The sequence below is a fragment of the Candidatus Micrarchaeia archaeon genome (genome assembly GCA_041650355.1).
Taxonomy (GTDB): Archaea; Micrarchaeota; Micrarchaeia; order Anstonellales; family Bilamarchaeaceae; genus JAHJBR01.
Window position 1 is genome coordinate 1 of the sequence record JBAZLI010000074.1, and the last position, 4558, is coordinate 4558.

General features: G+C 53.6%; 6 protein-coding genes. All 6 read right to left on the reverse strand.

Annotated features, from left to right (window positions below; all coding sequences use genetic code 11):
- Nucleotides 1-116: 116 nt before the first annotated feature.
- The gene (locus tag WC488_04680) at nucleotides 117-311 is read right to left on the reverse strand and encodes a helix-turn-helix transcriptional regulator (GenBank protein MFA5077695.1); all 195 of its coding nucleotides are present in this window, start codon (nucleotides 309-311) and stop codon (nucleotides 117-119) included.
- Entirely contained in the window at nucleotides 311-739 is a 429-nt protein-coding gene (locus tag WC488_04685) for a hypothetical protein (protein MFA5077696.1), read from the reverse strand. Before WC488_04685 ends, WC488_04680 begins: the two co-directional genes overlap by 1 nt.
- A gap of 72 nt (nucleotides 740-811) precedes the next feature.
- Complete coding sequence (locus WC488_04690; protein MFA5077697.1) at nucleotides 812-2083, reverse strand: tRNA (N(6)-L-threonylcarbamoyladenosine(37)-C(2))-methylthiotransferase; 1272 nt, start codon at nucleotides 2081-2083, stop codon at nucleotides 812-814.
- Between the two features lie 7 nt (nucleotides 2084-2090).
- Complete coding sequence (gene dnaG, locus WC488_04695; GenBank protein MFA5077698.1) at nucleotides 2091-3494, reverse strand: DNA primase DnaG; 1404 nt, start codon at nucleotides 3492-3494, stop codon at nucleotides 2091-2093.
- 12 nt (nucleotides 3495-3506) lie between these two features.
- Nucleotides 3507-3797 (reverse strand): DUF167 domain-containing protein, encoded by a 291-nt coding sequence (locus tag WC488_04700; protein ID MFA5077699.1) that lies wholly within the window; start codon nucleotides 3795-3797, stop codon nucleotides 3507-3509.
- 95 nt (nucleotides 3798-3892) lie between these two features.
- On the reverse strand, nucleotides 3893-4315 hold the full coding sequence (locus tag WC488_04705; GenBank protein MFA5077700.1) for a CBS domain-containing protein: 423 nt from the start codon (nucleotides 4313-4315) through the stop codon (nucleotides 3893-3895).
- Nucleotides 4316-4558: the final 243 nt, after the last annotated feature.

Consider the following 4558-nt stretch of genomic DNA (forward strand, 5'->3'; position numbering starts at 1 on the left):
AAAGTGAGGAGAATATTCGTTCTCTACGACCAGGCCAGCGATTCGCAGGCCGCGATGGACATCTATTTGTACACTTAAATGAAATCGCGCGCGCATTCAGCTGCTTACGCAGGATTTCATCCCTCGTAATTGAACAATTCATCAATCGGCGTTTTGAAAATGCGCGCCAGTCTGAATGCCAGCTCGAGCGACGGGTTGTACTTCCTGGCCTCTATGGCGATTATGGTCTGCCTTGTGACCTTCGCCCTCTGCGCCAGATCCTCCTGCGTCATGTCGAGCTTAGCCCGCAGCTCCTTCAGCCGGTTCTTCATCAGTTTTCCCTCTCAAGTTTCCAGTTGGTGTATGCTTTTGCGCCAAGCCCTGCGAACAGCGCAATAGCGAGGAAGGGGTCAACGTACGGCGCCTGGGCGAGCGAAGAGCCGATGCCCTCGTACAACAGCCCGATTGCGAGCACCGCGACCATCATCCAGGCCGCATTGCGCTCTGCAATCGCCTCGTGCATCGTCTCCCGTTCGTCATTTTTCATGCTGGCCATTATGTCCAAGGTGTCAAATGCCACAACTGCTAGCCAGGCCGCAGTCAAGCAAATGCGCACTTCCAAGCTCCAGAACGGAATCGCCTGGAAAATGAGGAACGGCACGAACATGATTACCAGATACCACCATCCCTCACGGGTTTTCGGAACAACGCCCCAGCCGCCGTATTTCCTTCTTTCAAACCATTCGGGCTTTCCAATCATGCAAACACCTGTAAAGTATATGTAACAATAAGTATATAAAGTTTTACATTTTGTATTGTTTTAATTACGTGCTTAGCCAATTATTCTCCCGAAAAGCGAGCTGTGCGTGGCTTTCCCCACAAAAATATTGACTCTTTTTCCCATCAGCTCCTTATTCCCTTTCAGCACGACTTGTCTATAGCAATCATTCCTTCCCTTCACCTGCCCTTTCGTGCCTGCCTCCACAATGAGCGCCTCCATTCTCCTTCCGACAAACTTCTGCGCATTTTCCCCAGCAATCCGCTTAATGAGTGCATGCACCTCTTTAGTCCTTTCCTTCGCAGTTTCGCTCTTCATCTGCTTCAGCTTTTTCGCCTCGGTTCCCGGCCTTGGCGTGAACCTGGAAAGATTCACCACATCCGGGCGCACGCGCTCGAGCAATTCCACGGTCTTGGCGTAGTCCTCTTCGCTTTCCGTAGGATACGCCACAATCACGTCCGTCGCGATAGTGACGTCAGGAAAAACTTCCCTGAACGCATTCACTGAATTCTCGAAATCAACAACCGTATGCCCTCTTCCCATCTCCGCGCACACTTTCTCGCTCCCGCTCTGCACAGGAATGTGCAAAAATTTGAACATCTTTCCGCTTTTGAAGGCCTCAATCAGTCCGGAGCCCAGCCTTTTCACGTGCTGGGGATTTATCATCCCGAGCCGTATTTTGAATTCCCCCTCCATTTTGCACAGCTCCCTGAGCAGGAAAACCAGGTCGGTTTTGATATCAAGCCCGTAAGCTCCCGTGTCCATGCCCGTAAGCTGAATCTCCCGCGCCCCCTTGCGCACCGCTTCCTCCGCCATGCGCACCACCTCCTTCGGAGGGTAGCTGAAGAAAAACGGCCTTGCAATCTTCGTCTGGCAGAACGCGCACCTGCTCACGCACCCCTCCTCAATAGGAATCCGCGCGACAGGGGCCCGCACAACCCTATGCAATCCAGTTTTGTTCCTGAACTCGCTGAAAAAACGGGCGTTTTCACCTCTCATTACAGCGTCCACAGCTTCCCGGATTCTTGCAATCGAGCCAGAGCATACGAGGGGCGCGTTCGGGGCAATTTTCCGTATCCGCTCGGAATTAGCCGTGAGGCATCCTGCAACCACCACTTTTCTGCCCTTCGCAGCAAGCCCTCTGAGATGCTCAAGAATCTTGTTCTCCGTGGCCCCCTTCACCGTGCAGGTGTTCAGCACCACCACGTCCGCTTCGCTCTCGCTTCCGCAGATGTAGTGGCCCGCCTCCACAAGCAGCGCTTCCATCAGGTCGCTGTCGCTCTGGTTGAGCGTGCACCCCCAGGTTTTTATGAAAACTGAAGGCATCCGGCAATCACTTGGTCTTCGTCACTATGTGCATCTCCTCCGGCTTCTTGGTGACGTTGCCCAGCCTCACTCCGATGAGCGTCTTCACCCCCCTTCCGGAAGCTATGTCCACCAGCCTCTGGGTTATTATTCCGTCGAAAACCACTGTATCAACTCCGGCAACCTCCTCTATGGTCTTTATCACGTCCCTCACCGGCACTTCCTTCGCGAGCGCGCCGTCCTTGAGGTACACCCTGGCCTTGAGCGTGTTGTTCAGCTCGTTCAGGTCGGCCATGAACTCTTCCATGGATTTCCTCATAGCAGGGGGCTTGGCCTCCACTGCTGCGGGTTTTTCCTCAACCTTCTGCTCCTGGGCCTCGTCGCGCGGGGTTATTATCTGGTGTATCCTTTCGAATATCGGCTTGACCGATGGCGCAGGTGCAGGCGCAAGATGCCTCCTCTCCCTAGGTTCCTCCCTGTATTCGCGCTCCCTCCTCGCTGGCTGCGGCTGGGGCTCCACGAAATTCCTCTTCTCCTCGGCCTGCATCGGCTGTTCCGCAACGTATCTCCTCGTTTGGTAGGACTGCGCGAAGGGCTTGCTCTTCTGCCCGTCTATCTGGTCGAAGGGCACCTTGTTCCTGAGCACCTTTATTATCTCCTTGCGCGTGAGCTCCTCCACTTCCTTCCCGACCGGCGCCCTCGCGACGAAGTCAATCTCCACCCCGCCCTGCGAGAGTTCGTTGAGTATTATGTCGCCTCCCCTGTCCCCGTCAAGGAAAACCGTGACTTCCTTGCCCTTGGAAAGCTCCACCACGCTCTTAGGCACCCTCGCGCCTCCTATGGCAATCACGTTCGTTATGTCGTTCTTGAGCAGGTTTATCACGTCCGCGCGCCCCTCCACGAGCATTATGTCCTCGACCTTCTCTATGTTCGGGCCGCACGCGAGCTTCTCCGGGCCGTATTCGCTCACTTCCGAGCTCTTCACCTGGTCGCGCACCATCTCGCTAATCTCCTTGCTCTCCGGTATCTCGGTGTTGAGCAGGTTCTTGAGCAGGTTCTTCGCCCTTTCCACGAGCACTTTCCTCTTCTGGCTCCTCGTGTCCTCTATCTTCTGCACCTTCACCCTCCCGTCGCACGGGCCTATCCTGTCCACTATCTCGAGCGAAGCCGCGATTATGGAAGTTTCCACCATGTCCAGGCTGCTGGGCACCTTCACCACTCCGTAGGTCTTGCCCCCCCTCGAGCTCAAATCAACATCTATTCTTCCTATCCTCCCATTCTTCTGGAGGTCCCTCAGGTCCAAATCGTCGCCGAGCAAACCTTCAGTTTGGCCGAATATGGCTCCCACCACGTCCGGCTTGTCCACCAGCCCATCAACCTCTATCTCCGTGTAAATCAGGTATTTGACCGTATCAATGTATGTTTTACCCATCTTTTTCACCCTTCATTGTTTTTGTTGGATTTCGAGCAGCTCGGCAAGCACTTCCTCGGCTTCCCCCTCTATCTCAAGGACCTTTTTCCTGGAGGTGTGCCCTCTCACCATCACCACCTTCCTTCCCAGCCTTTTCCCGAGCTCCTGCACGAGCTTCAGATTGGCTTCGTTGTCCTTGGCTTTGGCCGGCACGCGTATTTTCGCAGTCTCATTTTCCATGGAGAGCGAGAATTTTTTCGCGTTCGGCAGTACCCTTGCTTCGAGCCTCATCTCATCATTCCGGGCAGCGAAAAGGCTGCCCATGGAGTCCAGATACAGAATAAGTAGGAGAGCTGTGCACTGTTGACCGGTCCTTCAAGGCTTGAAGCTCAGGGGGCCATCCATGCACAGCGTTAGCGTCATCTCAGCAGTGCCCTTTCTTCTATAAGGTCCACGACCGAAGGCAGCAGCCTTGCAATGTCCCCCTCGCTCAATATGCCTATCAGCTCTTTCCGCTCGTTCACCACGGGCAACCTCTTTATCTTGTTGCCTTTCATGGCCTTCGCGGCCTCTTCGAGGCTGGCTGTAGGCTTTATCACTCTGAGCGGCCGGGACATCGCATCGTCCACCGTGACCTTTTTCAGGTCCTTGCCTGTGGCTATGACTTTGTGCACAATGTCGCGCTCGGTTATTATCCCGAGGGCCTTTTTTCCCTCCACAACAACTATGGAGCCGATGTTGCACCTTTTCATCATCCTAGCCGCGTCGGTCAGGGGACTTCCAGTAGCTATTACTATAACGTTTTTAGTCATCACGTCTCCTACTCTCAATTCTGAACTCATACTCTATTTGTGGCGAATAGGATTTATAAATCTGCCCTATGGCCTCGCCTAGCATGTGCAAAGAACAAGGCGCATAAAAAATTCAAATGTTGCTAAAAATAGCAAAACAAGTAATTAAAAAGGTTCCCCCCTGCAATATCTATTGGGTGGTTTCATGAAACCGTTTGCTCGTATTCCCATAATGCGTGGCCTCAGATCCGAAAGCTTGCAAAACAGGGCGTCTGCTGCAGAAAACGTTGTAAA